This window comes from Hydrogenophaga taeniospiralis CCUG 15921, from assembly GCF_001592305.1.
Taxonomy (GTDB): Bacteria; Pseudomonadota; Gammaproteobacteria; order Burkholderiales; family Burkholderiaceae_C; genus Hydrogenophaga; species Hydrogenophaga taeniospiralis.
Genome location: NZ_BCWR01000027.1, coordinates 1 through 26,483, shown reverse-complemented (window position 1 = coordinate 26,483; position 26,483 = coordinate 1). Strand labels below are relative to the sequence as shown.

The 26,483-nt window shown below is 60.0% G+C and carries 22 protein-coding genes and 1 pseudogene; 18 read left to right on the top strand and 5 right to left on the bottom strand.

The window, feature by feature from the left end; genetic code table 11:
- Positions 1-55 precede the first annotated feature (55 nt).
- A complete protein-coding gene (locus tag HTA01S_RS24140) occupies positions 56-568 on the bottom strand; it encodes a MarR family winged helix-turn-helix transcriptional regulator (RefSeq protein ID WP_068176569.1) in 513 nt (170 codons plus the stop codon).
- Between the two features lie 143 nt (positions 569-711).
- Here HTA01S_RS24140 and recA point away from each other — a divergent pair, with 143 nt between their 5' ends.
- The 3 genes from recA (at position 712) to HTA01S_RS24125 (ending at position 2,863) form a co-directional block, all read left to right on the top strand.
- Complete coding sequence (gene recA / locus HTA01S_RS24135) at positions 712-1,827, top strand: recombinase RecA (RefSeq protein WP_068176539.1); 1,116 nt, start codon at positions 712-714, stop codon at positions 1,825-1,827.
- A 36-nt stretch (positions 1,828-1,863) separates the two neighbouring features.
- The gene (gene recX, locus HTA01S_RS24130; RefSeq protein WP_068176536.1) at positions 1,864-2,313 is read left to right on the top strand and encodes a recombination regulator RecX; all 450 of its coding nucleotides are present in this window, start codon (positions 1,864-1,866) and stop codon (positions 2,311-2,313) included.
- Positions 2,314-2,395: 82 nt separating this feature from the next.
- Positions 2,396-2,863, top strand: a complete 468-nt coding sequence (locus HTA01S_RS24125) for a CZB domain-containing protein (protein WP_068176533.1) — start codon at positions 2,396-2,398, stop codon at positions 2,861-2,863.
- Between the two features lie 48 nt (positions 2,864-2,911).
- Here HTA01S_RS24125 and argC read toward each other — a convergent pair whose 3' ends face one another.
- Positions 2,912-3,835 (bottom strand): N-acetyl-gamma-glutamyl-phosphate reductase, encoded by a 924-nt coding sequence (argC, locus tag HTA01S_RS24120; protein ID WP_068176532.1) that lies wholly within the window; start codon positions 3,833-3,835, stop codon positions 2,912-2,914.
- Between the two features lie 188 nt (positions 3,836-4,023).
- On the opposite strand from argC, the gene sucC reads away from it, so the two are divergent.
- From sucC to HTA01S_RS24065, 11 genes are all read left to right on the top strand, one after another.
- Positions 4,024-5,187, top strand: coding sequence for an ADP-forming succinate--CoA ligase subunit beta (sucC, locus tag HTA01S_RS24115; protein ID WP_068176531.1), 1,164 nt, complete (start codon positions 4,024-4,026; stop codon positions 5,185-5,187).
- A gap of 23 nt (positions 5,188-5,210) precedes the next feature.
- The gene (gene sucD, locus HTA01S_RS24110) at positions 5,211-6,104 is read left to right on the top strand and encodes a succinate--CoA ligase subunit alpha (RefSeq protein ID WP_068176527.1); all 894 of its coding nucleotides are present in this window, start codon (positions 5,211-5,213) and stop codon (positions 6,102-6,104) included.
- 218 nt (positions 6,105-6,322) lie between these two features.
- On the top strand, positions 6,323-9,049 hold the full coding sequence (locus tag HTA01S_RS24105; RefSeq protein ID WP_245638193.1) for a CHASE2 domain-containing serine/threonine-protein kinase: 2,727 nt from the start codon (positions 6,323-6,325) through the stop codon (positions 9,047-9,049).
- A gap of 11 nt (positions 9,050-9,060) precedes the next feature.
- Positions 9,061-9,846: a Stp1/IreP family PP2C-type Ser/Thr phosphatase gene (locus tag HTA01S_RS24100; protein ID WP_068176524.1), complete on the top strand. Its 786-nt coding sequence runs from the start codon at positions 9,061-9,063 to the stop codon at positions 9,844-9,846.
- A gap of 45 nt (positions 9,847-9,891) precedes the next feature.
- Positions 9,892-10,518, top strand: coding sequence for an FHA domain-containing protein (locus HTA01S_RS24095; RefSeq protein ID WP_068176518.1), 627 nt, complete (start codon positions 9,892-9,894; stop codon positions 10,516-10,518).
- A gap of 68 nt (positions 10,519-10,586) precedes the next feature.
- Positions 10,587-12,836, top strand: a complete 2,250-nt coding sequence (locus HTA01S_RS24090) for a CHASE2 domain-containing protein (protein ID WP_068176515.1) — start codon at positions 10,587-10,589, stop codon at positions 12,834-12,836.
- Positions 12,837-12,874: 38 nt separating this feature from the next.
- Positions 12,875-13,678, top strand: coding sequence for a 3',5'-cyclic-nucleotide phosphodiesterase (locus HTA01S_RS24085; protein WP_068176512.1), 804 nt, complete (start codon positions 12,875-12,877; stop codon positions 13,676-13,678).
- Positions 13,679-13,863: 185 nt separating this feature from the next.
- Positions 13,864-14,403, top strand: coding sequence for a pilin (locus tag HTA01S_RS24080; RefSeq protein ID WP_068176509.1), 540 nt, complete (start codon positions 13,864-13,866; stop codon positions 14,401-14,403).
- Between the two features lie 261 nt (positions 14,404-14,664).
- Positions 14,665-15,210 (top strand): pilin, encoded by a 546-nt coding sequence (locus HTA01S_RS24075; protein WP_068176506.1) that lies wholly within the window; start codon positions 14,665-14,667, stop codon positions 15,208-15,210.
- 23 nt (positions 15,211-15,233) lie between these two features.
- The gene (gene tfpZ, locus HTA01S_RS24070) at positions 15,234-16,004 is read left to right on the top strand and encodes a TfpX/TfpZ family type IV pilin accessory protein (protein ID WP_157572265.1); all 771 of its coding nucleotides are present in this window, start codon (positions 15,234-15,236) and stop codon (positions 16,002-16,004) included.
- On the top strand, positions 16,001-17,866 hold the full coding sequence (locus HTA01S_RS24065; protein WP_157572264.1) for a tetratricopeptide repeat protein: 1,866 nt from the start codon (positions 16,001-16,003) through the stop codon (positions 17,864-17,866). The genes tfpZ and HTA01S_RS24065 overlap by 4 nt, the downstream gene beginning before the upstream one ends.
- A gap of 131 nt (positions 17,867-17,997) precedes the next feature.
- Here HTA01S_RS24065 and HTA01S_RS24060 read toward each other — a convergent pair whose 3' ends face one another.
- The 3 genes from HTA01S_RS24060 to HTA01S_RS24050 are packed head-to-tail and all read right to left on the bottom strand — an operon-like array spanning position 17,998 to position 20,484.
- Positions 17,998-18,744, bottom strand: coding sequence for an SDR family NAD(P)-dependent oxidoreductase (locus tag HTA01S_RS24060; RefSeq protein WP_245638192.1), 747 nt, complete (start codon positions 18,742-18,744; stop codon positions 17,998-18,000).
- A 43-nt stretch (positions 18,745-18,787) separates the two neighbouring features.
- Positions 18,788-20,092 carry an FAD-binding oxidoreductase gene (locus HTA01S_RS24055; protein WP_068176495.1) on the bottom strand — a complete coding sequence of 435 codons (1,305 nt, stop codon included), beginning with the start codon at positions 20,090-20,092 and terminating at the stop codon, positions 18,788-18,790.
- Positions 20,089-20,484 carry a GtrA family protein gene (locus HTA01S_RS24050; protein WP_322788372.1) on the bottom strand — a complete coding sequence of 132 codons (396 nt, stop codon included), beginning with the start codon at positions 20,482-20,484 and terminating at the stop codon, positions 20,089-20,091. Before HTA01S_RS24050 ends, HTA01S_RS24055 begins: the two co-directional genes overlap by 4 nt.
- 44 nt (positions 20,485-20,528) lie before the next feature.
- Between HTA01S_RS24050 and HTA01S_RS24045 the strand changes: the two genes are divergently transcribed.
- From HTA01S_RS24045 to HTA01S_RS24995, 4 genes and pseudogenes are all read left to right on the top strand, one after another.
- On the top strand, positions 20,529-21,410 hold the full coding sequence (locus HTA01S_RS24045; protein ID WP_068176491.1) for a decaprenyl-phosphate phosphoribosyltransferase: 882 nt from the start codon (positions 20,529-20,531) through the stop codon (positions 21,408-21,410).
- Positions 21,411-21,413: 3 nt separating this feature from the next.
- Positions 21,414-21,863, top strand: coding sequence for a divergent PAP2 family protein (locus HTA01S_RS24040; RefSeq protein ID WP_068176488.1), 450 nt, complete (start codon positions 21,414-21,416; stop codon positions 21,861-21,863).
- Between the two features lie 169 nt (positions 21,864-22,032).
- Positions 22,033-22,548 (top strand): annotated as a pseudogene (locus tag HTA01S_RS25000) (transposase); the annotation flags it as partial.
- 199 nt (positions 22,549-22,747) lie between these two features.
- Entirely contained in the window at positions 22,748-26,440 is a 3,693-nt protein-coding gene (locus tag HTA01S_RS24995; RefSeq protein ID WP_157572263.1) for a fused MFS/spermidine synthase, read from the top strand.
- Positions 26,441-26,483: the final 43 nt, after the last annotated feature.

Here is a 26,483-nt window from a genome sequence, read left to right as displayed (position 1 = left end):
GCCCAAGCATCACCCGCTGCGCATGAAACGACGCACCAGCCGGCGCCGGGGCGCTTCACCGGAGCTGGCGTCGGGCGGGCTCCGCCGCTTCCGAGCCGTAGGCCTCCAGGCCGAGCGCGACCACGGTGGCCACCTCGTCGCCGACCTGGGCGCGGAATTCCGTTTCGGCCTGGGCCACGGCCCGATGGAACGCCTCCAGCCAGAGCAGGCCGGTGTCGGTGAACACGATGCGCCGGGCCCGGGCGTCCAGCGGGTCGGCCTCGCGCCGCACCAAGCCCCAGGCATCGCATTGCGTCACCAGGTCGCCCATGGCCTGCTTGCTCATGCCGGCCAGCCGCGCCAGTTCGGTCAGGCGCGAGCCCTGCAGGCCCAGGTGGCGGGTGATGTGGATGTGGGCGGCGCCCACCTGCGCACGCGCCGCCAGATGGGACAGCGCCAGCGGCACGTTGGGGTCGTGCGCCATCAGGTGCAGCACACGCTCGTCGAAACGGCGCAGCGCATGGCCCAGCAGGCGGCCCAGGTGGCCGGCGCGCCAGCGGTCATCGGGCAGCAGGGGCGGTGGGGTCATGCCCGCAAATGGTAAGGCAAACTGACGATATTTCTGTGTTTTGTTTTTCAACATGGCTGTAAACTGCTGTTCAAGCATCCAGCCTGTACACAAAAACACATTCTGGAAGCGAACACCCACTCACACGCTCAGGAGCCGCCACCATGGACCCCATCACCAAGCCCAATCCCCTCAACAGCGAAAAAGCCAAGGCCTTGCAGGTCGCGCTGGCCCAGATCGAAAAGCAGTTCGGCAAGGGCACGATCATGCGCCTGGGCGAGGGCGAGGTGATCGAAGACATCCAGGTGGTGTCCACCGGCTCGCTGGGGCTGGACATCGCCCTGGGCGTCGGTGGCCTGCCACGCGGCCGAGTGATCGAGATCTACGGCCCGGAATCCTCGGGCAAGACCACGCTCACCCTGCAGGCCATCGCCGAGATGCAGAAGCTCGGTGGCCAGTGCGCCTTCGTCGACGCCGAACACGCGCTGGACATCCAGTACGCGCAGAAACTCGGCGTGAACCTGCAGGACCTGCTGATCTCCCAGCCCGACACCGGCGAGCAGGCGCTGGAAATCGTGGACAGCCTGGTGCGCTCCGGCGCGGTCGACCTGATCGTGGTCGACTCGGTGGCCGCGCTCACACCCAAGGCCGAACTCGAAGGCGAGATGGGCGATTCGCTGCCCGGCCTGCAGGCCCGCCTGATGAGTCAGGCGCTGCGCAAGCTCACGGCCCACATCAAGAAGACCAACTGCATGGTCATCTTCATCAACCAGATCCGCATGAAGATCGGTGTGATGTTCGGCAGCCCCGAGACCACCACCGGCGGCAACGCGCTCAAGTTCTACGCCTCGGTTCGGCTGGACATCCGCCGCACCGGCACCATCAAGAAGGGCGAGGACTCGATCGGCAACGAAACCAAGGTCAAGGTGGTGAAGAACAAGGTCGCCCCGCCGTTCAAGACCGCCGAGTTCGACATCCTGTTCGGCGAGGGCATCAGCCGCGAAGGCGAAATCCTTGACCTGGGCGTGTTGCACAAGGTGATCGAAAAATCCGGCGCCTGGTACGCCTACAACGGCGAGAAGATCGGCCAGGGTCGCGACAACTCGCGCGAATTCCTGCGCGAGAACCCCGAGCTGCGTGTCGAGATCGAGAACAAGGTGCGTACCGAGCTGGGTGTGCCGCTGCTGCCGGTGGACGAGGCACCCGCGCCCGCCAAGGGCGGCAAGGCCGCCAAGGCGGAGAAGGCCGACAAAGCCGACGCCGCTGCCGCACTCGAATGATGGGGTGCACCCGCTGCCCACCAGCGGGGTTCGGCCATGGGGTTTGACCAGATATCGCTCAAGGGCCGGGCCCTGCGCCTGCTCTCGGGCCGCGAGCATTCACGCGCCGAGCTGCAGCGCAAGCTGCAGGTTCACGAAACCGAGCCGGGCGAACTGGCCCGCGCGCTGGACGAGCTGGAGGCCAAGGGCTTCATCAGCGAACAGCGCGTGCTCGAATCCGTGGTGCACCGCCGGGCCGGCAAGATGGGCGCGATGCGGGTGCGCCAGGAACTGCAGGCCAAGGGGCTCAGCGCCGACGCGGTGGCGCGGGCGGTGGCCGAGCTGCAGGGCTCCGAGGTGGCGCGCGCGCGAGAGGTCTGGCGCAAGAAGTTCGGCGCGCCTCCCGTGGACGCCGCCGAGCGCGGCCGGCAGATGCGTTTTCTGGCCGCGCGCGGTTTCGGCACCGATACGATCCGCCGCGTGGTCAGCGGCGGCGACGAAGACTGAGACCCCCCGTACCGCAATACCGCATACCCCGTCGCCCGCGGATGGGGCACACTCTGCGAAAACGGAGACATGGGGCACACAGATGGTGGGCTGGCTCAGGCAGTTCTTTGGCACGACGGACGCCGATCGCGACGGCGAGCACCGGGCGGCGTTGGTGGGCGCTGTGGTGGGGCTGGACATTCCCGTTGCGGTGACCGCCCACCAGCGCTGGAAGCAGGCCCTGCAGGCCCATCTGGATGGCGTTTCGGGTGGAGCGCTGGAGATCGATGTGGTCTGCCGCGACGACCGATGCGATCTGGGTCAATGGATACACGGCAGCGCCAGGGCCCGACTCGGCACGTTCCCGGGCTTTACCGCGCTGATGGCGCACCACCGGATGTTTCACCACGTGGCGGCCAACGTGTTGACGCTGGATCACGCGGGCAAAAAAGGGGATGCCCGCCGGATGCTGGCGGACCAGTTCGAGATCTATTCGGAGCGTGTGCTCGAAGACTTGGCGCAGTTGCAGCGCCTTGTGGTGCCAGCCGTTGCGACGGAGCCGCAGCGCTGAGGGCACACTGTGCCCGGTCCGACGGACCGCCGGAGGCCGCCCGGATCCTCAGAGCCCGAGCATCAGCTGCAGGTTCTGCACCGCCGCTCCGCTGGCGCCCTTGCCCAGGTTGTCCAGCCGCGCGATCAACACTGCGTGGCGGTGCTTTTCGTTGCCGAACACGCGCAACTCCAGCCGGTTGGTGTCGTTGAGCGCGGTGGCGTCGAGCTTGCCATTGTCGGTGGCTGGCTGCACGCTGACCCATCCCCCCGCCGCGGCGCTGGGCGCGTAGTGCGCCACCAGCGCCTCGTGCAGGTCGGCCAGCGTGGGCTGACCGGGCAGCAGGTCCAGGTGCAGGGGCAGCTGCACCAGCATGCCCTGGCGGAAATTGCCCACCGAAGGCACGAACACCGGCCGACGCGACAGCCCGGTGTAACGCATGATCTCCGGCAGGTGCTTGTGGTTCAGGCCCAGCGCGTAGGTCTCGAACAGGGGTGCCTCACCCTTTTCATACGCCTCGATCATGGTCCGGCCCCCACCCGAATAGCCGCTCACCGAAGGCAGCGCCAGGGGGTGGTCGGCGGGGATCAGCCCGGCGTCCACCAGCGGACGGATCAGCGCGATCGCGCCGGTGGCGTAGCAACCCGGGTTGGCCACGCGCGCGGCGCCCGCCACCGCCTCGCGCTGGCCGGCACAGAGTTCAGGAAAGCCGAACACCCAGCCGGGGGCACAGCGGTGCGCGGTGGAGGCGTCGATGACGCGGGGCTGGTGGCCGCTCATGCCGTCGATCATGGCCACGGATTCGATGGCCGCATCGTCGTGCAGACAGAGGATGACCAGATCGGCCTGCGCCATGAGCTCGCGCTTGGCTTCGGGGTCTTTGCGGCGCTCGGGCGTGATGCTCAGCAATTCGATAGCAGGCATGCCTTGCAGGCGCTCGCGGATCTGCAGACCGGTGGTGCCGGCTTCGCCGTCGATGAAGATCTTGGCCATGACGCTGGGTGCCTTGTCAGTTCTGGTTCAGAGATGCGTCAATATAATTATGCATTATGCGGACGCGTTCGCACCCATATTGGTGCGTCGCAGCATGATACATTCCCGGGTTGCTGTGTCCAGTGCCCGCGCGCCGGCCGTTCGCTGTTCGGTCGGCTAAAGAAACCCCCCAGTCCGAGAGAGACCTCATGAAGATTCACGAGTACCAAGGCAAGGAAATCTTGCGTCAATTTGGTGTGCCAGTGCCGCGTGGCATTGCCGCGTTCACGGTGCAAGAAGCGGTGGAAGCCGCGCAGAAACTGGGTGGTCCGGTGTGGGTCGTCAAGGCCCAGATCCATGCGGGTGGCCGCGGCAAGGGTGGCGGTGTGAAAGTGGCCAAGTCGATCGACGACGTCAAGCGCCTGGCCGGCGAGATTCTGGGCATGCAGCTCAAGACCCACCAGACCGGCCCCGAAGGTCAGAAGGTGCGCCGCCTCTATATTGAAGACGGTGCCGACATCCAGAAGGAATACTACGTGTCGGTCGTGACCGACCGCGCCACGCAGAAGGTCGCGTTCATCGCTTCCAGTGAGGGCGGCATGGACATCGAGGAAGTGGCCCACGCCACGCCCGAAAAGATCATCACCGAGTTCATCGATCCGCTGACCGGCCTGGGCGCCGAGCAGGCCAAGAAGATCGCGGACGCCATCGGCATGCCGGCCGACTCCACCGCCCAGGCCGTGGACATCTTCCAGAAGCTCTACCAGTGCTACATGGAAACCGACGCTTCGCTGGTGGAGATCAACCCGCTGAACCGCGACAGCAAGGGCAATGTGATCGCACTGGACGCCAAGTTCAACTTCGACGCCAACGCGCTGTTCCGCCATCCCGAGATCGTGGCCTACCGCGATCTGGACGAAGAAGACCCGGCCGAGATCGAAGCCTCCAAGTTCGACCTGGCCTACATCAGCCTGGACGGCAACATCGGCTGCCTGGTCAACGGCGCCGGTCTGGCCATGGCCACCATGGACACCATCAAGCTGTTCGGCGCCGAGCCGGCCAACTTCCTGGACGTGGGCGGTGGTGCCACCCCCGAGAAGGTCACCGAAGCCTTCAAGATCATGCTCAAGAACGACAAGGTCAAGGCGATCCTGGTCAACATCTTCGGCGGCATCATGAAGTGCGACACCATCGCCACCGGCGTGATCACCGCCTGCAAGGCCGTGAACCTGCAAGTGCCGCTGGTCGTGCGCATGAAGGGCACCAACGAAGAACTGGGCAAGAAGATGCTGGCCGAGTCCGGCCTGCCCATCATCAGCGCCGACACCATGGCCGAAGCCGCTCAAAAAGTGGTTGCCGCCGTCAACGCCTAAGCCCAGGAAAGCGAGAACAAGTCATGTCGATCTACATCAACAAAGACACCAAGGTCATCACCCAGGGCATCACCGGCAAGACCGGTCAGTTCCACACCGAAAAGTGCCAGGAATACGCGAACGGCAAGAACTGCTTCGTGGCCGGCGTGAACCCGAAGAAGGCCGGCGAGTCGATCTTCAACATCCCGATCTACAGCTCGGTCAAGGAAGCCGCGTCGGAAACCGGCGCCACCGTGTCGGTGATCTACGTGCCGCCCGCGGGCGCTGCCGCCGCGATCTGGGAAGCCGTCGAGGCCGATCTGGATCTCGCGATCTGCATCACTGAAGGCATTCCGGTCCGTGACATGCTCGAAGTGCGCAACCGCATGAAGGCCAAGGAAGCCGCCGGCGGCAAGAAGACTTTGCTGCTGGGCCCCAACTGCCCCGGCCTGATCACGCCCGACGAGATCAAGATCGGCATCATGCCCGGCCACATCCACCGCAAAGGCCGCATCGGCGTCGTGTCCCGTTCGGGCACGCTGACCTATGAAGCCGTGGCGCAACTCACCGAGATCGGCCTGGGCCAGTCCAGCGCTGTGGGCATCGGTGGTGATCCGATCAACGGCCTCAAGCACATCGACGTGATGAAGGCCTTCAACGACGATCCCGACACGGACGCCGTGATCATGATCGGCGAAATCGGTGGCCCGGACGAAGCCGAAGCCGCCCAGTGGTGCAAGGCCAACATGAAGAAGCCCATCGTCGGCTTCATCGCTGGCGTGACCGCGCCCGCCGGCAAGCGCATGGGCCACGCCGGTGCGCTGATCTCCGGCGGCGCCGACACGGCCGACGCCAAGCTCGCCATCATGGAAGAGTGCGGCTTCAAGGTCACGCGCAACCCGTCCGAAATGGCCAAGCTGCTCAAGGCCATGCTCTGAAGCCCAACGGCTCCAGCGTGAAAAAGGCAACGCTTGCGTTGCCTTTTTTCATGCGCGGTCCGGATGTGAGGCCCCCAGCCCACAGAGTGGCTTGATTTGCGCGGGGCTCCTGCCACAGAATGCGAAATCCTGCGGCGCCCATTTTTGGCGCGGCGCGCGGCCCTGCCCAGGCTGCCGGCCACCGTGGCCCAGGTTCAGGCAACTCAGGAGATCGGCCCTTGGCCACAAGCCGCAGACGCAAGCAGTCCGCAGGACGGAGCAGCCCCTGGCGCTCCGACGCCTTGGCGGGCCTGCTGGTGGTGCTCGCCGCGTTTGCCGTGCATTTGTCGAGCGATCTCTTCCGCGACCTGGAAAGCCGCTTCTACGACTTTGCCAGCACCCGCAGCAGCCGAGTGCCCAGCGAGCGCATCGCCGTCATCGCCATCGACGATCAGAGCATTGCGAACATCGGGCGCTGGCCCTGGCCGCGCGAAGTGCATGCCGGCCTGATCGACCAGCTCGCTCTGGCCCAGGCCAAAACGGTGGCCCACACCGCCTTTTTTTTCGAACCCCAGACCGACCGGGGGCTGGCGAGCCTGCGCGAGTTGCGCGAGCAGCTCGATGGCAACGCGCCGCCGGCCCAGGCGTTCGACGATCTGGGTGAAGCTTCACGCAGCCACCTGCTGGGCTTCATCGCAGCGGCCGAGCAGCAGCTGGATTCGGACGCGCGCCTGGCCAGCAGCCTGGCCCGTGCCGGCAACGTGATCCTGCCGTCGCTGTACAGCCTGGGCGAACCCCAGGGTCGGCCGGATCAGCCATTGCCCACTTTCGCGCTCCAGAGTGCGCTGGCCGAGAGCAGTGGCGCTGGCCTGCCCGCGATCCGGTCGCAGCAACCGCTGGCGGCCATCGGGGCGGCCGCCCGTGGCGTGGCCCACCTCAACCAGCTCGCGGACAGCGACGGCGCGGTGCGCCGCGAGCCTTTGCTGGTGAACTTCGATGGCCACGTGATCCCTTCGATGGGGCTGATGGTGGCGGCGCACAGCCTGAATCTCGGGCCGCAGGATTTGCGCCTGTTGCCCGGTGAAGCCGTGCTGCTGGGGCGCACGCGCATCGAGACCGATGCCTCGGGCACCGTTCTGCCCCAGTTCTACCCCGACCGCGATGGGCGCCCGGCGTTCACCGTGGACTCGTTCTACGACGTCGCCTCCGGCAAGATCCCGGCCTCGAAATACGCCGGCAAGATCGTCATCATTGGTGCCACGGCCGCCGGCGTGGGCGCACCGTTCAACACACCGGTGTCGACGGCGCTTTCGCCCGCAGTCATCCTGGCGCACACCACGTCGAGCATCCTGAATGGCCATTTCATCGGGCAACCGGTCTGGAGCGGTGCGGTGGTGCTCGCGGCACTGCTGCTGGTGGTGGCCTATCTCCTCGCGCTGTTGCCGCGCCTGTCGGCCGCCACCGGTGCCTGGGCCACCGCCGGCCTGTTTGCGCTGTTGCTGGGCGTGGAGTACGGCCTGCTCTCGAGCGCGGCCACCTGGTTGCCGCTGGTGTTCCCCGCCGCGTTGCTGCTGCTGGGCCATCTGGTGCTGACCACGCGGCGTTTTCTCGCCACCGAAGCGGGCAAGGCGAAGACCGACGAAGAGTCGGCCGAAACCAACCGCATGATGGGGCTGGCGCTGCAGGGGCAGGGCCAGCTCGACCTGGCTTTCGACCGCTTCCGGCGCGTGCCCCACAGCCGGCCGCTGATGGACAACCTGGAGCAACTGGCGCTGGACTTCGAGCGCAAGCGCCAGTTCCACAAGGTGCAGTCGGTCTACGAGCACATGGCCAGTCTGGACCGCAGCGACGCCGGGGTGCAATCCCGTCTGCGGCGGGCCCGGAGCCTGTCGAAGACCGTGGTGCTGGCGGGCGCCTCGTCCCACCCGGGCGGCACCCTGCTGCTCGGCGGTGCGGGGGTTGAGCAACCCATGCTCGGCCGCTACCGGATCGAGAAAGAGCTCGGCAAAGGCGCCATGGGCGTGGTCTACCAGGGCCGCGACCCCAAGATCGGCCGCACCGTGGCCATCAAGACGCTGGCGTTGAGCGCTGAGTTCGAAGGCGCCGAGCTGGCGGACGCGCGTGAGCGCTTTTTCCGCGAGGCGGAAACCGCCGGGCGGCTGCAGCACCCCCACATCGTCACCATCTTCGACGCCGGTGAGGAACACGACCTGGCCTTCATCGCCATGGAGTTTCTGCAGGGTCGGGATCTGGTGGAGCACACACGGGCGGACCGGCTGTTGCCGCTCGCGACCGTGCTGGACATCGGTGAGCGGGTGGCGATGGCGCTGGACTACGCGCACCGGCAGAATGTGGTGCACCGCGACATCAAGCCCGCCAACATCATGTACGACCCCGCCTCGGACAGCGTCAAGGTGACCGACTTCGGCATCGCCCGCATCACCGACGCGAGCCGGACCAAGACCGGCATGGTGCTGGGCACGCCGAGCTTCATGTCGCCCGAGCAGCTGGCCGGTCACCACATCGATGGCCGTTCCGATCTCTACTCGTTGGGTGTCATGCTGTTCCAACTGCTCACCGGGGTGTTGCCACTGCGCGGCGACTCGATGGCCGCGCTCATGTACCAGATCGCCAACCAACCCGCGCCCGACGTGCGCAGTCTGCGGCCCGATCTACCCGGGGCACTGACCGATATACTGGGCAAAGCGCTGTCCAAGACGCCGCAAGACCGCTATCAGAGCGGCCGTGACCTGGCGCAAGACCTTCGCCAGGTCGACAGAACGGCGGCGGCGGGCCGGGTCGCCCCCGGCGGGGCTCTGACGACGGGGTCCGGTGACCGCGGGTTCGAGAAAACCCGGCTGCAGACCGCGCGCGCAATGGAAAACGGATTCGCCACCACAGTTGCCACACAATCGGTGGTTCAGGGCGGCGGTTCCGCCGAGGGCGGGTCCGATATCCGGCTATAAAGCCAAAGAACATGATTTTCGAGTACTTCAGTCTTACCGATCCCGGCCTGGTGCGGGACAACAACGAGGATTCCATCGCCCTGGACGTGGACAACCACGTCGTGGTGCTGGCCGACGGCATGGGCGGTTACAACGCCGGCGAGGTCGCCAGCGCCATGGCCACCACCTTCATTAAGACCGAGCTGGGTCGCTGGATGACCGAGGGCGGGTACGAGGCCAATGGTCGTGAAATCAAGCGGGCCATGGAAATCTGCATCGACAACGCCAACCGCTCGATTTTCAACGCCGCCAACTCCAACCCCCAGTACGCGGGCATGGGCACGACGCTGGTGATGGCGGTGTTCCAGGGCGTGCGTTCGTTCATCGGCCATGTGGGCGATTCGCGTTGTTACCGCTTGCGCGGCGGCGAGTTCGTGCAACTCACGCGCGACCATTCCTTGCTTCAAGAGCAGATCGACGCCGGCCTGATTTCGCAGGAGCAGGCCCAGTTCGCCACCCACAAGAATCTGGTGACCCGGGCCCTGGGGGTGGAAGACACGGTGTTGCTGGAAGTCAACGAATACCGGGCCGAGGACGGTGACCTCTACCTCTTTTGCTCCGACGGCCTGTCCGACATGATCCCGGACAGCCGCTTGGCCGCCATACTCGCCTCCGACGGGACGTTGGAGGCAAAAACCAACGCCTTGATAGACGCCGCCAACGACGCTGGCGGTCGCGATAATATTTCCGTGATATTGGCGTATGCTCGGTCCAAACCGTTACGCAAAGGGTTGCTGTCGCGCATGTTGGGGCAGTAACTGAGTTCTTTAGAATTAGTTCATCAGGTTCCACAGGAGTCGGCCATGCCGAAAATGATCGTTTCCATCGACGGCGTTGTCATCAAGGAGGTGCAGCTCACCAAGGACCGCACCACGCTCGGTCGCCGTCCCTACAACGACATCGTGATCGACAACCTCGCCGTCAGCGGTGAACACGCCGTGATGCAGATGTCGGGCGCCGATGTGTTCCTGGAAGACCTCAACAGCACCAACGGCACCTACGTCAACGGCAAGGCCATCAAGAAGCACCAGCTTCAGAATGGCGACACGGTCGAGATCGGCAAGTACAAGATCAAGTTCGCGCACGAAGGCGCAGCCGAGAACCACGAAAAAACCATGGTCATCCAGGCCGGTGCGGTGTTGGGGTCGGCTGGCGCGCAGCCGCCGGTGGGCAATGCCGCGATCAAGGTCATGTCCGGCGCCGCTGCCGGGCGCGAAGTGCCGCTGGTCAAGGTGGTCACCACCATTGGCAAGCCGGGTGTGGCGGTGGCGGCCATCACGCGCCGCCCCCAGGGTTACGTGGTCGCGCTGGTCGAAGGCGCCACCAGGCCCACCATCAATGGCAATCCCATCGGTTCCGAGGCGGTCAACCTGCGCCATGGGGACCTGATCGAACTGGCCGGCACGCAGATGCAGTTCATCCAGCAGTGATGCTGGCCGGCGCCGCTCGCCGCCTTGGCTGACGACGGCCGCCCCGTATTTCCCGACCCCCGCGCCCCATGCCGGCCCTGAGCAGACACGGCCCGCGGATCGCGGTCACCCTGCTGCCCCTGCTCTTCGCCATCCTGCACGCGCTGGGCGTGCTGCCCATGGGGGTGCTGCAGCGCCTGGACGACATGGTCTACGACGCGCGCCTGCGCGCCACCATGCCCGGCACGCTCGACGACCGGGTGGTGATCGTCGACATCGACGAAAAGAGCCTGGCCGAGGTCGGGCGCTGGCCCTGGTCGCGCGACCACATGGCCCGGCTGGTGGACACCCTGTTTGAAGACCACGGCATTGCCGTGCTGGGGTTCGACACGGTGTTTGCCGAGGCCGACGACAGTTCCGGCTTGCGCCAGCTCCAGCAGATCGCTCAAGGTGCCCTGGCCGGGCAGCCCGGGTTGGCCGAACACATCGAACGCCTGAGGCCCGAGCTGGACCACGACGCCCGGTTCGCCCGCTCGCTCAAGGACCGGCCGGTGGTGCTGGGCTATTACTTCACCAGCGACCGGGACGGCCGCACCAGCGGCGTGCTGCCCGCCCCGGTCATGCTGCCCGAGGTTTTGCGGGGGCGCAGCATCCTGGCCACCCGATGGGACGGCTTCGGCGCCAACATCGCTCCGCTGGCGCAGGCTGCACCGCGGGCCGGCTTTTTCAATGCGGTGGCCAGCAGCGATGGCGTCGTGCGCTCGGTGCCCTTGCTGGCCGAACACGATGGGCGTTACTACGAATCGTTGTCACTGGCCATGTTCCGGTTGCTGCTCGGGTCGCCGCGGGTGGAGCCGGGCTTCCCGGCCGAGCGTTTTCTGTCGCACGACTACCAGGCGCTGGAGAGCGTGCGCCTGGTTCACCAGAACACCGCGCTGGCCATCCCGGTGGACGACCGCCTGGCTGCGTTGGTGCCCTTTCGCGGGCGTGGCGGGCCGCAAGGCGGCTCGTTCACCTACGTGTCCGCCAGCGACGTGCTGGCCGGGCGCGTGCCGGCCGGGCGGCTGCGCCACAAGATTGTGCTCGTGGGCACCACCGCGCCCGGTCTGCTGGACCAGCGCGTCACGCCCGTGGGCGAAGCCTACCCCGGGGTGGAGACCCACGCCAACCTGATCTCGCGCCTGCTCGATGGCGAGGTGCTCGTCAAACCCGATTACGCGCTGGGCTACGAACTGGTGGTGCTGGTGGTGTCCGGCCTCGTGCTCGCGCTGGCGCTGCCGCTGCTCAGCGCGGCGCGGGCCGTGGGCCTGAGTCTGGGCGTGGTGGCGGCGGTGGTCGGCCTGAATTTCTGGCTCTACCTGGGCCACGGCCTGGTGCTGCCGCTGGCCAGCGTGCTGGTCATGTGCGCGCTGGCCTTCGCGCTCAACATGAGCTACGGCTACCTGGTGGAAAGCCGTGCCAAGCGCCAGCTCGCCCAGCTCTTCGGAACCTACGTGCCACCCGAACTGGTCGACGAGATGGTTCGTGACCCCCACCGCTACGACATGACCGCCACCACGCGCGAACTCACCGTGATGTTCTGCGACATGCGTGGCTTCACCCGGCTGTCCGAGACCCTGGAGCCCACCCGGCTCCAGGCCTTGCTCAACACCGTCTTCAGCCGCCTCACCCGCACCATCCGCAGCCACCGCGGCACCATCGACAAATACATGGGCGATTGCGTCATGGCGTTCTGGGGCGCACCGGTCGACACCGCCGACCACGCCGGCCTGGCGGTGCAGACCGCGCTGGACATGGCCGAGGCCGTCCGGCAGATGAACCAGGAGCATGCCCGCCAGGGTCTGCCGCAGATCGGCGTGGGCATCGGCCTGAACACCGGCCCGATGTGCGTGGGCGACATGGGGTCGGACCTGCGCCGCAGCTACACCGTGGTGGGCGATGCGGTCAACCTGGGTTCCCGGCTCGAAGGTCTGTCGCCCACCTACGGCGTGGACATCGTCGCCAGCGACACCACCCGGTCGCAGGCACCACAGTTCGTCTGGCAGGAGCTGGACCGGGTGCGCGTCAAGGGCCGGGCCACCCCGGTGACCATCCACACCCCCCTGGGTACCCCGGAGTCCATATCCGACGAACAGGCCGAGGAACTGCGGCGCTGGGATCTGGTCCTCCTGGCCTGGCGCGCGCAGGACTGGGACACGTGTGACGCGGGTTTGCGCCATCTGCAGCGCCAGAATGCGGAAAAAGTCCTTTACCGGCTCTATGCCCAGCGGGTAGCCTCCATGCAGCGGCGGCCGCCCGACCCGGGCTGGGACGGGGCCACCACGTTCGAAACCAAATAGGCCGCTTGAGCCGGCCGCGAAACCAAGCGAATCTGCAGATGAGGGTACGAGTTCTGGGGTGCTCCGGCGCCATCGCGCAGGGGTGCCGCACCACCTCCTTTTTGCTCGACGACGACGTTCTGGTCGACGCCGGCACCGGCGTGGGCGACCTCAGCCTGGACGAAATGGCCCGGGTCAACCACGTGCTGTTGACCCATTCGCACCTGGACCACGTGGCCAGCCTGCCGCTCATGCTCGACGCCGTGGCCGCGCGCCGCCTGGCCGCGGGCGCCGAACCGCTGCAGGTGCGCGCCCTGCAGAGCACCATCGATGCCCTCAAGGCCCACATCTTCAACAACCTCATCTGGCCCGATTTCTCCACCATCCCCAGCGCCGACACGCCGCTCATGCGCTGCGTGCCCATCACCGTGGGCGAGGTGCTGCAGGTGGGCGGCAAGGCCATTGAGGTGTTGCCGGCCGTGCACACCGTGCCCGCGGTCGGCTTCGCCGCCGCCACCACCTCGGGCCATTGGGTATTCAGCGGCGACACCGAGCGCAACCCCGCCTTCTGGCAGCGCATCAACCAGTTGCCCGTGGCCCTGCTCATCATCGAAACCGCGTTCAGCGACCGGGAAAAAGACCTCGCCCGGCGCAGCCTGCACCTGGCGCCCGGCACGCTGGCCGAAGAGCTCGACCAGATCGACCGCAACCAGCGCTACCCGATCTACATCACCCACACCAAGCCCGCCGAAACCGGCCTGATCATGGAGGAGATCCGCCGCTTCGACGACAGCCCCAACCGGCCCGACGACGTGCGCCATGACATCCGCTGGCTCAGCGCCGGGCAGACCTTTGAGCTGTGACAAATCCGGTCGCTTGCGGGTGATGTGACAAAATTTGTCGGTGACATCCGGATGCGATGGGCACAAATTGTCACCTCTGTCGCCGAGCCGTGAAAAAGGCCGCGAAAAGCCGGGCATTTCAGGTTGGCACGATCTCTGCTGCTCAGGTACCGTCGTTCTCCCACAACCCCATAGGAGTTTTACTCATGAAGCGTTTCATTCAAAAAGGTTTCACCCTCATCGAACTGATGATCGTGGTGGCCATCATCGGTATTCTGGCCGCCGTGGCCCTGCCTGCTTATCAGGACTACACCATCCGCGCCCGCGTGACGGAAGGTCTGTCGCTGGCCGCAGATGCCAAGACACAAGTGGGCACCGGCTCGGCCACCGCCGCCGACCTGACCGCGACCGCCAATACCTGGAACGCGCAGGCGGGTAATGTGGGCGCTTCGAGCAAGTATGTGACCAGCATCCAGATGGTTGCTACCACTGGTGGCACACAAGGCGAAGTGACCATCACCTACAACAGCATCGCAGGCCCGATCAACGGCCAGACGCTCAAACTGTCGCCTTGGGTCCGTTCCGGCACCACCGCCGTCACCTTGGGTAATTCTTATAACTCGAACATGACTGGCGCGATCGACTGGAGCTGCCAATCGGCCACCAATGCCACCGCGACCGCTCGCAACATGGCGGGTACCGCGGGTACTCTGACGGCCAAATACGCGCCGAACGAATGCCGTTGATGGGCAGGTAGCCTGAAGCCGCACGGCGGTTTCAGGTCAGTCAAACAGGGTGCCTGCGGGCACCCTTTTTTTTCAGGTGTTATCGCCTGAGATGGATGGGTGGCATCTGCCCCAGGCACACCAAAATTGTCACAGCTTGTGGCAATTTTGGTTTGTTGGGCGGCAATGAATGTGACTTATTTCACGGCATTGGGACGTTTTGCCATTGGCATGCAAACTGCCTGCACGGGCAAACAGTCCATTTCCAGAACGGCGGTCACTATGAAGAGCGTAGCCAAGCACCACGGTTTTACCTTGATCGAGCTGATGATCGTGGTGGTCATCATTGGGATTCTGGCCGCCGTGGCTTTGCCGGCCTACCAGGACTACACCATCCGTGCGCGGGTGACCGAAGGACTTGCACTGGCCGCCGACGCCAAGAACCAGGTGTCCATCGGGGCGGCCAGGGAGCCCGATCTGGCGGCCACGGTGAGCGCCTGGAACAGTCAGACTTCGGGCCTGGGGGCTGCGAGCAAGTACGTCACCAGCGTGTTGATGACGGCCAATGCGGGTGGTGCCACGGACGGCGAGATCACCATCACCTTCAACAGCGCGGCGGGCCCGATCGGTGGCCAGACGCTGATCTTGAGTCCATGGGTCCAGAGTGGTGGCGCGGCCGTCCGCCTGGGGGTGTCGTTCGCCTCCGGCATCAGCGGTGCGATCGACTGGAGTTGCCAGTCGGCCACCACCGCCACCGCGACCGCGCGATCCATGGCGGGGACCACGGGGTCTCTGCCGGCAAAATACGCACCAGCAGAATGTCGATGAGGTTTTATCAGGTGGTCGGTTAGATGAATGAACGATGGGGAGCAAGGCTGCATGCCGGTGGATGGCATCTGCTGTTATCGATACTGATCGCGCTGGCGGTGACCGGTCTGGTCTATGGTCTCTGGTATCCCGGCGCTTATGTGCGAATGGCCGGCGGCACCGGGCTGTTGCTGACCATCATTGCGGTCGATGTGGTGGTGGGGCCGTTGCTCACCTTCCTCATTTTTGACATTCGCAAGCCACGTCACTATCTGGTGTTCGACATCGCGGTCATTGGGCTGGTCCAGGCGACCGCGCTGGCCTATGGGATGTACTCGGTCTTTCTGGCGCGGCCGGTGGCCATGGTTTACGAGGGCGACCGGTTTCGTGTGATTTCTGCTGCGGATGTGCTGAGGGAAGAGCTGCCCAAGGCGCCCGAAGGTCTTCGGGCGCTCTCGCTGACCGGGCCGCGGTTGATGGCGGTGCGCAAGTCCAGGTCGCTGGAGGAGCTCACAAACAGCTTGGACAGGGCATTGATCGATGGGGTGGACAGCAGCCAGCGACCCAGCTACTGGACCATCTACGGCGATGGTGAGCGCAAGTCTGCTGTTGACAATGCTCTGCCTTTGACCAAGCTGACCACCCATTACGCGGGGCAGGCGGAAACGATCAATGCGGCGGTGCGGGACCTTGGGCTTGAACCGATGACGGTCAGGTATCTGCCGGTGCGTGCCAAGAACGACAGTGTGGCCCTCATCGACACGGCAGGCAATCCAATCCATTTTCTGCCTTACGATCCTTTTGTTGTGCAATGAGCGACCAGGCAATGACGATGATGCAAATGAAAACCCGGCCCGGCGAGGCCTGGGGCAGGGAAAAGGTTTTTCAATGGCTGTGCATGGGGGCGCTGATTGCGCTCGCCATCTTTGTCTATTCACCCGCCCTCAGCTTCGAGTACGTGTGGGACGACCGCCTGCTGTTCCTCGAGTCGTCAGATCTGCGTCCCGGTGCGTTCCGCTTACGGCGCATTTTTGAGCCGATCCTGGTCGAGTCAACGTACTTTCGGCCGGTGGTATTGCTGACCATGGTGGCCGAGTTTTTCACGGTAGGGGTCAATTCGGCCGTGTCCCATGGGGTCAACATTCTGATTTTCACCATCAATGCCCTGCTCGTGTTCTTTCTGGGTAAGGCAATGGTGCGGACCTGTATCGGGGGGGTATATGCGGTTCCCGCCGCCATGGTGGGAGCCCTGGCCTATCTGTTGTCTCCGGTGAACGTGGAGCCTGTGGCTTGGGTGGCGGGGCGGTTCGACCTGATGGTGACCACCTTTGTTTTGCTGGCTCTGTATTTCGGGCTGTTTGGCCGTCATCTGTTGACCACGCACCTCCTCTCGCCCCTCTGCTTTTTTCTGGCCTTGTTGTGCAAGGAAATGGCAATAACCATGCCCGTGTTGCTGTTGCTCTTGGCTTGGGCCAAGGCCAGTTGCACCGATGAGCCGCGACCTTCCGGGATATGGGGATATCTGAAAGGGGTCGCCCTGAGTCCCCGTGAAAGGGGGCGTTATCTTGCTTATGCGGCTGCGTTTCTTGTCTATCTGATCTTGCGGGCATATTTCATCCCTCAAGTTGTTCACGCCGACAAGAACCAGCTCCAATACCTGACGCCCCTGACGTGGTTTGCATTCATCGGGCACACGGAACTGTTTTACCTCAAGAAACTGCTGTTTCCCTTCATGAGCCTGGGGCCACACCATCCGTTTGATATTTCCAAATTTCCACCGCTGAAGTTGGCCATCGGCATCGGCATGCCCATCGTCACCGCGATGCTGATCTGGGTGACATGGAAAAAGAGCGTCCTGGCAGCGGTATTCCTGATGGCCGTGCTGGTGGCTTTCCTGCCCGTTCTCAACATCATCCCACTGACCATTGGAGGCTCGATCGGACACGAGCGCTTCTTGCTGATGCCCAGTGCGCTCGCGGCCATTGGGTTGGCAACTGGAACCGGTTTCCTGCTGGAGCGGTTGCGTGCCTCTCCTCTGGAGGATGTCTCGGCTGCTCGGCACAAGCGTATGTCACTGTATGTGGGTGTCGTGATTCTGGTCTGGATAGTGGTTTCTGGCATCAATGCCCGCGCTACCCTTCCACTGTGGGGGAACAATTACGCGCTCTGGAAGTGGGCGTATGCCAAGTATCCAGAGGACGGCTATGCGAGGTTTATGCATTCGGTGACAGCACTGGATGCCGGCTACGTGGACGAATACCTGAGTTTGGTCGAGCTGCCGCCCAGCAATGCCGACGACGCACTGGTCTATTCGTCTTATCTCAAAGGCGCGGGCCGTTGCGAAGAAGCCGTGCACATTCTCAAACAGATTGAAGATCTAAAGGGCACCCGTTTTACCAAACAACCGGTCTACAACATACAGGCGGACTGCTATCTTCGCCTGAAGCAGTACGACGACGCACTGGCCGTGATCGACAAAAACATTGCCCAGTTTCCTACCTTTACCACAGCGTACACCCTGAGAAGCTTGGCCCTGTACGGATTAGGCAAGACCGATGAAGCCAACGCTGCCTATGAGGAGGCCATGCGAAGGGTTCCACCGACGGAGCACCGCTTCTGGAAGGAATACCGTGAGGGCTTTCTTGAGAGCATCAAGCCCTCCGCTGCGAGGCCATAGGGTTCCTTCTGACGTGGGTCCGACATCCCGCAGGTCTGCTGCCGGGAGTGCAACGCGAATTGCCTCAGTTCGGTTAAATGCCTACATAAGACCTGCGCCGGCTCCTGCGGCAACGCGTCACACCTGACGGATCAGATGTTGATTTTGTTGAAAATCCAAGTTGGCAAGTGCCGAATGATCATCATGATCACGAACCACTTGCCTGGCGCGTAGACGACCGCTTTGCCTTTCGCCGCACCTGCAACGATGGTCCGGGCTACTTCCTCCACGGAAGCCAATGCTGGGCCTTGCCCGACCATATGGGCAGTCATCGGGGTTGCCGTGGGACCTGGCTTGACCAAGACTACTTTAAGGTGACTTTTCGCCAGTGCCAATCGATGTTGAAGTCCTTGGGCATAGCGCGTGACCATACCCTTGGCAGAACCATACACATAGTTGGACTTACGTCCACGGTCTCCAGCGACGGAACCAATGATGATCAGTGTGCCGCGGTCGGCCAATTGCATATGGGTCACGAAAGCTTCGGCGAACAGCACGGGGGACACGCCGTTGATCTCCAACGCTTCGCGACACGCGCTCAAGTTGAGTTGGCACGTATCCTGGTTGGGCAATGTGCCGTGAGCGATCAATACCAGGTCCGGTGTGCGAGTGCTGCAGAGAGTTGCTACAAAGTGATGGATAGCAGCTCCGTCAACAAAGTCGGTTGTCCGTATTTCGATGGTTGAGGTGGGTGAGCGCACAGCCAGGTCAGACGCCACACGCTGCAAGCGAGCCTCGTCACGGCCGACCAGCACAAGCTCAGCCGGCGCCGATTGCAACCATAGGCGGGCACAGTGCTCAGCCATGGTAGAGGTGGCACCCACGATAACGATACGCAAGGGGGAATGTTGAGTTGACTGCATGGATGCTGGGTTCCTTGGCTCAGCTTCCGAACAGCCGGCGCGACATGGATGAGGTTATTCCGGGATCCCGAAATGGAAGGAACTGAGGTAAGCGAGGATAGCCGGCCTCGAAAAGCGCCGGTGACATACGAGCATCTTTGGCCGCGTACAGTGTTCCACCAGCGTCCTTGACGATTGCATCAAGCCGCTCGAACAAACGCAAGGTGCGTTCACCACGGTTGGGAAAGTCCAATGCCAGTGTCACCCCCGCCCTTGGAAAGCTGAGCATACCGGGGGCCGGCTTGTTGCCAAACGTCTTGAGTACAGCCAAAAACGAGCCCTCGCCACTGAGGGCAATTTCACGCAGCATGGCTTCAGTCGCATCGGGTCCTGCTGAACGCGGGACCACACTTTGGTATTGATAAAACCCCTTGGGGCCGTACATGCGATTCCATTCCAGCAGATTGTCCAGTGGATAGGAGAACGGCTCGTAGTGCTCGACTGTGCGTCTGGCTCCCAGGCGTTTGAGCTGGTAGTAGGACCAGTTGAATGGCCGCAGAGACAACTGGTTGATCAGCGACACAGGGGGGGTGAACGGTACCCGCCACCCACCACCTTTCGGGTTTGGCCCTTCTTTGGCGCCAGAAGGATTGGCTCGCAGAAAGATGCCCCGCCCGGCCGCACCCGCGAGGCAATCGATCCACGAAACCGTTTGCTCCCAGTCGGCCTCGCTACCATCTGCCAAAGAAAAGAACTCGCTCAGACTGCTATACGGTATGGTTTCAACATCCAGCCAGGGGCTGGAGATGCGGCGCAGTTGGATCTCCGCTCGCAGGATGACGCCCGTCAGGCCCAGCCCGCCTACGGTTGCTGCAAACCAGTCGGGGTGCTCGTGGGGCCCGCATTCAACCACAACGCCATCTGTACGAGCCAGCCAGAGACGCCTGACGTGGTCACCGAAGGTGCCCATGACGTGGTGGTTCTTCCCGTGCACATCGTTGGCGATCGCTCCCCCCACCGTGATGAGCTGGGTGCCAGGCGTGACTGGCAGCATCCAGCCTTGAGGAACCAGCAGATGGTGAATGTCACGAAGCTGAACCCCAGACTCACAACACAGCACGCCGGTTTCCGCGTTCCAGCTGGACATGTGATCCAGTCCTGCGGTGTGCCACTGTATGCCGCCGGGGTTGAGACACACATCGCCATAGCTGCGACCACTACCATAAGCTATACCAGGTAGGTGTGCCTGCAACGCAGAAGCCACGGTCGCAGGGTCCAGCAGTTGGACCACATGGTGTGGGGCTGTCGTCAGGCGTCCCCAGGAATGGACCTGTTGGACGTTCATGAGCTATGTGCCTTGAATACGAACCGTTTGTCGAGATGGTACTTGGCGGTGTAGCCGATGGTCAGTCCTATGACTCCTCCCAGGTACCGCATTCCGTGTGACTGGAAAATGGCATCAAAGCAGAATTCGAACCCCCAGAACACGACGGTTGTCAACAGCCCCATCAAGGTGTAGAGACCAAAAGTCCTGCCGTCGTGAGCCACGTCCCTTGCCTGAAAGTGAAAAATGTAGCGCTTATCGAGAAAATATTTGACACTCAGGCCTACAGCGGTCCCCAGAAATACGGAAACCGGTATCGAGAATGGCCCGCTGTAGAGCCGTATGCACAAATCCTGTGCGCCAATGTTGGCGACGGTCGCTACCGCGGCCAACATTGCATAGAGTAGCGCCATCTTCATCGTGCAGAATCTCGGATTCGCCTCGTTTTCCAAACAACATGCATGATAACTCCCTTCCTCGTTCGCACTTGACTCAGGTTCGCGGACTCATAAAGCTCATAAGACCTCAACAGTGGATCAAGAACGGGTTTGTCCTCGCTCCGCTTGTGTTTGTGGGAGCTTTCCTTGACCGACACGCTATTGGGCAGGCCTTTTTGTCCATGCTGCTGTTCTGCGTGGCCTCATCCGCGACGTACATCGTTAACGATATCAAGGATATTGAGCGTGATCGCCGGCATCCCAAAAAGTCAAAATCGCGTCCTCTTGCAGCTGGCATCGTTTCAGTGCATTCAGCGCTGATGGCGTTGGCGGTACTCTATGCAATATTGATCTTGGGCTGGTTCATCCAACCCGCGGTCGTGCAGGTCATTCTGGTCTACATTTTGTTGAACGTGGCTTATAGCTTTGCGCTCAAGCATCAGCCCGTAGTGGACATATTTATCATTGCATTTGGTTTTGTGTTGAGGGTGTATGCGGGTGCGCAAGCGCTAATGGTACCCGTGTCGTCGTGGATGTTTGTAACTACTCTATGTCTGGCTCTGTATCTTGCAGCGGTCAAACGCCGACAGGAGTTGGCACGTAGTGGTAGCGAAGGAAGAGATGTCTTGCAGCATTACACAGTTGCACTGGTTGATCGGTATGCTGAAATGGCCGCAACTGGGGCGCTGGTGTTCTATAGCATGTTTGTCATGTCAGCACGCCCAGAGTTGGTCGTAACGGTGCCTGTGGTGCTGTTCGGGCTATTTCGCTACTGGTATGTCGTTGACAAGATGGACGGCGGTGAATCGCCGACGGATGCGTTGTTGGCAGATACCCCCTTGCTGCTGACAGTTGTCGCTTGGATCGGCGCATGTCTATGGGTGTTGTGGCCTATTGGGTAATGTATGGACTTGTCATATGCTCTTACCCCTTTCATCGCTTGGCTCATTGCCGGGGGCATCAAATTTGTTATCAACAGTATTAGGGCGAAACAACTCGCATTCAAGATGATTGGGTACGGGGGGTTTCCCAGCAATCACAGTGCTATTGTCAGCAGCACTGCGACGCTGATTGCCCTGCGTGAAGGGATGGATCATCCGGCATTTGCTGTGGCCATTACGTTGGCATTCATCGTTGTGCTTGACGCTTCCAGCTTGCGCCGACAGGTGGGCAAACTGGCCGAAGTGCTTAACAAACACACTGTCCATCTGGAAGAGGGGTATGTTCCTTTGCGCGAGCGAATGGGGCACACTCGCATCGAAATTGCAGCTGGTGTAGTTACTGGAGTGGCGACTGCATTTTCCGTAAATGCGTGGTTGATGACTTTGTTGCACAAAGTCAGCCTCCTGGGCTGATAGCCCAATCCACCGAACTTAAGCCGCCCGCTTGTAAGCCTGCGATGGATGAGGCTTGGAACGCGAAGTGCCTCTGGGGCGGGATCTACCCGGAATGTACCAAGGCCAGCAGCGCAAAAGTGTGGCTTTGTTGCACAAAGCTGGCCCGCTGGGCTGGTAGCCTCTGGGTATGACTGAACCCGAAGGTGCCAAGGCCCGCCACAAGACCACAAACTGGGCACCGTACAACGCCGCGCTTAAATCCCGAGGGTCGCTGACGATCTGGCTGGACGAAAATATGGGGTGGTACGCCTCGACCAGTGGCAAGCGAGGGCGCCACCGGTTTTTCTCCGATGCAACTATCCACTTCTCTCTGAGCATCAAGTGCCTGTTCGGCTTGGCCATGCGCCAAAGCATGGGTTTGGACGCGGCCTTGCTGCCCGAGTTGCTGAGCCAGATCCCACGCGATAAACGGTGGTCCGGTGTCAACGGCACCATGGCATGTCATGTGGCGATAGTTCAACGCGGGGCGCGGGCGGTGATTCCTCCGCGCAAGAACGCACAACCGTGGAAGGCCACGCAAAAGGGAGCGCAGGCGCGCAACGAGGCGCTCAAAGTCTGCTACGGACTGGGACGCGGCACCTCGAAGAAGTGGAGCAGGTACCATCGAAGAAGCTTGGTGGAGACCAATTACTTCAAGCGCCTAGTGAGTGGATCATGGCATAGCAGCGTCTGGGGTCATCTCACCCTCGCTTCCGATTTGTGCAACAAACCCACTTGGCACACCCGTTCATCGCATGGCTGAAACGAATTTACCACTTCATGATAAATTCCAATATGGAAAAGATCGCGCAAGTAACGTTAATATAATGCAATTGCATAAATAGAATCCAGCTGGGAACATTATGTCAACGACCAGATCTTTGTATATTTTATTTTTTGTGGCTTTTATTCTTGAGCTTCTGTCATTCGCAGAACTCGCTCCTTCAATTCATGGGCTTGTATATGAGTCCATGGTAGGACAGAGGTCGAATGCATTCTGGGCCGCATCGTTGATCGGAGGTTGGTTTTTTTTACTGTTGTGTATTTCAGATTCAAAAGAGCAAAAGATAAAAACTACGATAGCCGGTCTATTTTTGGCGGTATTTTTGCTGTACCACCAAAAATCAATAGATAGGTGGTCTGTGATGGGGTCGGTGCTAACAGGCCTTGGGCTCGTTGGTTTTATCAGGTTGGTATTTAATGCATCTACTGCCCCGAATGCACAAAGTAGATTGCATGCTCGCTCGCTAGCCATCGAGGCCGCATTAATTCCCTGTTTTGTACTTATTTCGGGTGCGGCACTTTCGTTAACAACAGCACTGAGGCCATACACCTATGACCTTATTTCCTATCGTTTGGATCTGATCTTGGTTGGCAAAGGCTGGATCACTGCTCTTGTAGTCTTTGTGCAATCAATGCCGCTGCTGGACACAATGTTGCGCATTGTATATCTATTGTTGCCCTTGTTCATGCTCTGGATCAGGTTCGAGCAGCATCGCAGCAGAAATATATTCCACGTAAATGCGATTAACGCATTTATGTATGTGGCTGCTTTCGGTTATGTGCTTTATCTTATTGTGCCTGTTTCTGGGCCCATTTACACTTTTGGGCAATATTTTCCGAATGCTCTACCAGCAATAGATCAAATACCAGCTCTACTCGCGCCCACACTGGCTCTTGCGCCCCGCAATGGTATTCCATCTCTTCATATGGCATGGGGAATGATGGTGTTTCTTTGTAGCCTTAGCTTGAAGCCGGTGCATATATTCATTGCTGCATTGCTAATGATACTCACGGCAATATCAACTTTGGCATTTGGGGAACACTATCTGATAGATATATTGATAGCTGTACCTTTTGCATTTGCTATGTATCTTGTGGCGCATTTTTCAGAAACAAAAAGGATGGACAAGCCACTTCTGGCACTTTGTACAATTACCTTGCTTGTTATGCTCTTTGCTGTGATTGGCTGGCCTAGCATAACGGAGCAAAATTATTTTTATACATTTGCTATTTTTTTGGTTTTGCCGATTTTGTGTGCTTATAAATTTGCCTACTCTATCAAGACACTTCTTCCTCGTTTTCCAATACAAAACGTATCGGTAGTCAGTGAGCGAATGGAAAAAGTAGCAGAAGTCGTTACCTATGAACGCAAGGTATTTGCTCTTTTTATTCTTTCGGGCTTTGCTGCGCTTGTTTATCAGGTGTTGTTTGCTAAAAAACTTGGACTAATTTTTGGCAGTGCGGCTATCGCCACCTACACCGTACTGGCGACTTATATGGCCGGTATCGCGCTTGGCTCAGTTGTTGGTGGTTGGCTGGGGCAGCGCGTTAGTCTCAAAATCAAAACATACGCAGTTATTGAGTTGCTAATCGCCATTTACTGCCTTATTTCACCACTGCTTTTTACGTTGATACACATAACTTATGCGTCAGTGGCTGGCAATATCAGTCCTGATGCAAGTATCATGAGTTTTTATCGTGTAATGCTGGGTGGTGTGGTTTTGCTAATACCTACCCTTGCGATGGGAATGACAACACCTTTGCTCGTTGCAGCTGTTACGCGCAATAAGGGGCTGGGCGATTCAGTGGGCTTGCTTTATGGCGCAAATACGCTTGGAGCTGCTGCAGGCGCACTTCTAACTGGATATTTAATCCTGCCCGTCCTAGGGATACAAAAAACCTTGCTTACGGCAGTGGCGCTAAATCTGCTCGCAGGTGGCATTGCTTTGCAACTGCAAAAAAAATATTCGTCAATTACTGATGCTGTGAGTCAGGAAGTCACATCGCGGAATACTGATTTGTCATCTGTGCTGCCTGTTAAATATAATGCTATATTTCTACTGTTATTCTTGACTGGATTTGTAACGCTTTCACTGGAAACATTTTATATACAGTTGTTGGCTGTCGTTGCCGGAAACAGTGCGTATGCATTTTCTCTGATGCTATTTACTTTCTTGCTTGGACTTAGTTGTGGTGCAATGACATGTAGATGGTTGATTAATAGAGTCGCCCTTGACAGTGCTGCTTATGTTTTTTGCGGTTTAATAATGGTGGCTCTTGCAATTCTTCTCGGGAACTATGGATGGGATAGTTTGCCGGGCTATTTTCTATCGTTCGAAAATCATCCCTACGCAAGATCTTTTGCATCGAGAGAAGTTGTTCGCGGTATCGTATGTTTCATTATGATGTTTCCGGTTGCTTATGCAATAGGATTTATGTACCCCGCTTCTATGGATATAGTGGGTAAACGTTATCCCAATAGTCAGGCTGTTACATTTGGTATTGGCTCTGCCGTTAATACTCTTGGCAATATCCTGGGCGTAGTCATCGGTGGATTTATACTGTTGCCTGCATTGGGCGCTTTTAGCTCATTGCTGGTGGCGGCGGGGTTGGTGGCGGCATGTGCGCTGTTTGTTGCAGTATATCTATTGCCACGAACTTCGCTGCAATATACATTGCCTGCCATTGCGATAACTGCATTTGCGTATTTAATTCAGCCATCGGGTTTTAACATGACCCAGCTGGCATCTGGAGCCAATGTATATTTTTCAAGTCAACATTATGGCGAGGTGATTGATCATTCTGAAAGTATTGATGGTGGATTGACCACGGTCTCCATTTTGGGAAATGTAGATAACCCAACACTTACTTTGCTAACGAATGGTAAATTTCAGGGTGATAATAGTAAAGAGCGTGAAATGGCAGCTCAAGTAGGATTTGCGCTGGCACCTTTGTTGCACCAGACGCAGAGAGAGTCTGCGCTTGTGATTGGATATGGTACAGGTGTAAGCGCGCGTTCTATTTCAGATGCCGGCTTCGGTAAAGTGGAAATTGTGGAGTTGAGCAGTGATATTTTTACCATGGCCGACAAATATTTTCATGATGTAAACGATAACGTAAGAACGCGCAGCAGTACCAAATCATTTGTTACTGATGGACGGAACTTTCTTTTTCTACACGAAAAGAAATATGATCTTATTTCTATGGAGATTTCGTCGATATGGTTTGCAGGAGCGGCCAATCTTTATAATGCAGAATTTTACGATCTGGCCAGGATGCGTCTTAAAGATGACGGTGTTTTCCAGCAGTGGGTGCAGATGCACCGTATCTCGGAGATGGATATCGTAACCGTCCTGGCTACCGTACGCTCGAGATTTCAATATGTATGGCTATACTACATTGGCGGTCAGGGCATTATTGTTGCGACAAACGATCCGCTAAAAAGGCCATCCCATGAAAGTATTGCTCTGTTGAATCAGACGGAAACTCTAAAAAGTTTGCTCGGCTTCTATGGAGGTCGGTCAGAAAATATTCTTGGGAACCGATTGTTGGATCCGCAAGCGGTTGATGGTATGTTGTCTACTATTGCGGCCGGTCAGAAAATATCACTGAGCACTGATGATAATCTGACTCTTGAATACACCACCCCAAAGGGTAATGTAAGAGCATATCAATCATCCATAAAGCAAAACCTTGAGTTTTTGAGCAGATTCAGACCTGGTCCGGAAGAGCTCAATAGAGGAACGCTCATTTCATCTAATAAAACCAAGTGAGTTAAGTCGAGATTGTTCATTAGCCCCCCCCCCCCCCCCCCCC

What these genes read in the sequence shown, in the direction of transcription:
- HTA01S_RS24095 (WP_068176518.1), top strand. Translation starts at nt 9,892, where the DNA reads ATGCCGAAAATGATCGTTTCCATCGACGGCGTTGTCATCAAGGAGGTG.
- recA (WP_068176539.1), top strand. Translation starts at nt 712, where the DNA reads ATGGACCCCATCACCAAGCCCAATCCCCTCAACAGCGAAAAAGCCAAG.
- recX (WP_068176536.1), top strand. Translation starts at nt 1,864, where the DNA reads ATGGGGTTTGACCAGATATCGCTCAAGGGCCGGGCCCTGCGCCTGCTC.
- HTA01S_RS24050 (WP_322788372.1), bottom strand. Translation starts at nt 20,484, where the DNA reads ATGGCGCTACTCTATGCAATGTTGGCCGCGGTAGCGACCGTCGCCAAC.
- HTA01S_RS24085 (WP_068176512.1), top strand. Translation starts at nt 12,875, where the DNA reads ATGAGGGTACGAGTTCTGGGGTGCTCCGGCGCCATCGCGCAGGGGTGC.
- HTA01S_RS24995 (WP_157572263.1), top strand. Translation starts at nt 22,748, where the DNA reads ATGTCAACGACCAGATCTTTGTATATTTTATTTTTTGTGGCTTTTATT.
- tfpZ (WP_157572265.1), top strand. Translation starts at nt 15,234, where the DNA reads ATGAATGAACGATGGGGAGCAAGGCTGCATGCCGGTGGATGGCATCTG.
- HTA01S_RS24040 (WP_068176488.1), top strand. Translation starts at nt 21,414, where the DNA reads ATGGACTTGTCATATGCTCTTACCCCTTTCATCGCTTGGCTCATTGCC.
- sucD (WP_068176527.1), top strand. Translation starts at nt 5,211, where the DNA reads ATGTCGATCTACATCAACAAAGACACCAAGGTCATCACCCAGGGCATC.
- argC (WP_068176532.1), bottom strand. Translation starts at nt 3,835, where the DNA reads ATGGCCAAGATCTTCATCGACGGCGAAGCCGGCACCACCGGTCTGCAG.
- HTA01S_RS24075 (WP_068176506.1), top strand. Translation starts at nt 14,665, where the DNA reads ATGAAGAGCGTAGCCAAGCACCACGGTTTTACCTTGATCGAGCTGATG.
- HTA01S_RS24125 (WP_068176533.1), top strand. Translation starts at nt 2,396, where the DNA reads ATGGTGGGCTGGCTCAGGCAGTTCTTTGGCACGACGGACGCCGATCGC.
- HTA01S_RS24065 (WP_157572264.1), top strand. Translation starts at nt 16,001, where the DNA reads ATGAGCGACCAGGCAATGACGATGATGCAAATGAAAACCCGGCCCGGC.
- HTA01S_RS24140 (WP_068176569.1), bottom strand. Translation starts at nt 568, where the DNA reads ATGACCCCACCGCCCCTGCTGCCCGATGACCGCTGGCGCGCCGGCCAC.
- HTA01S_RS24090 (WP_068176515.1), top strand. Translation starts at nt 10,587, where the DNA reads ATGCCGGCCCTGAGCAGACACGGCCCGCGGATCGCGGTCACCCTGCTG.
- HTA01S_RS24055 (WP_068176495.1), bottom strand. Translation starts at nt 20,092, where the DNA reads ATGAACGTCCAACAGGTCCATTCCTGGGGACGCCTGACGACAGCCCCA.
- HTA01S_RS24080 (WP_068176509.1), top strand. Translation starts at nt 13,864, where the DNA reads ATGAAGCGTTTCATTCAAAAAGGTTTCACCCTCATCGAACTGATGATC.
- sucC (WP_068176531.1), top strand. Translation starts at nt 4,024, where the DNA reads ATGAAGATTCACGAGTACCAAGGCAAGGAAATCTTGCGTCAATTTGGT.
- HTA01S_RS24045 (WP_068176491.1), top strand. Translation starts at nt 20,529, where the DNA reads ATGCATGATAACTCCCTTCCTCGTTCGCACTTGACTCAGGTTCGCGGA.
- HTA01S_RS24100 (WP_068176524.1), top strand. Translation starts at nt 9,061, where the DNA reads ATGATTTTCGAGTACTTCAGTCTTACCGATCCCGGCCTGGTGCGGGAC.